We start from the raw sequence: 941 nt of genomic DNA on the forward strand, positions 1-941 counted from the left end.
TCCCCAATCGCTCGTGGCCGCCGAGGCCACGCCGCACAACGTGGTGACGGAGACCGAACGGATGAAGGCGAACACAGCTGTCGGGTCGCGTCGTAACGGCGGTTTCACGCTGGTCGAGATGGCCATCGTGCTCGCGGTAATCGGCTTGATCCTGGGCGCGGTGATGATCGGCCAGGACGTACAGCGCAATGCCGAGTACACCAAGATCAAGCGGACGTTCATCGACCAGTGGGCCGTTGCCTATAACGCGTACTACCAGCGCATGGGCGTGCCCGTGGGGGACAGCCAGACCGAGCCGCAGCTGATGGTCAACGGCCAGGTCTTCGTGGACGACGACAACCGCTCGGGCGCCGACGGCGACATGTCCGACGAGACCGGCCCCGGGGCGCTGTGCGTCGGCAACGGCGACACCGCGGGCCTCCGCGACCTGATGCTGCAGGCCGGCGTGGAGCTGCCCCCGGGACGCGGCGAGGGCTTCGAGGATCGTTACGTCTATCTCGACAGCAACGGCAATCCCCAGGAAATCCAGGTCTGCTTCCAGTGGAACCCGCCGGGCACGGATTCCGGCTCGGGCAACGTCATGACCATCTCCGGGCTGACCCCCGACCTCGCGCGCTACCTCGATCAGGCCACCGACGGCCAGGCCGACGCCAGGGAGGGCGTGTTCCGCCAGGAGGGCATCGGCGACGGCACCGACAACGAGCCCGGCGCGCAGTGGACGGCCAATAACACCTTCCGGACGGGCGCCGACGACGTTACCGCCGATGGCGAGGGGCGCAGCCGGGACGAGGACCAGGTCGTTACCGTCACCGCCCACTACAAGATGAACCAGTGATTCGGAGAGCCGTCATGCAGAACCTCAAGCAGCGCCCGTCCCGGGCGGCCGGCTTCACCCTCGTGGAGATGGCGATCGTGCTCGCGGTCATCGGCCTGATCCTGGG

General features: G+C 67.5%; 2 protein-coding genes. Both read left to right on the forward strand.

Annotation, left to right across the window (positions count from 1 at the left end; translation table 11 throughout):
• The coding region (locus tag G7A99_RS21485; protein ID WP_240466372.1) for a type II secretion system protein at positions 1–835 on the forward strand (835 nt) is incomplete at its 5' end.
• Positions 836–849: 14 nt separating this feature from the next.
• Positions 850–941 (forward strand): prepilin-type N-terminal cleavage/methylation domain-containing protein (locus G7A99_RS26015; RefSeq protein ID WP_163143955.1); only part of this gene is annotated, 92 nt, incomplete at its 3' end.

The sequence above is a fragment of the Arhodomonas sp. KWT genome (assembly GCF_010993615.1).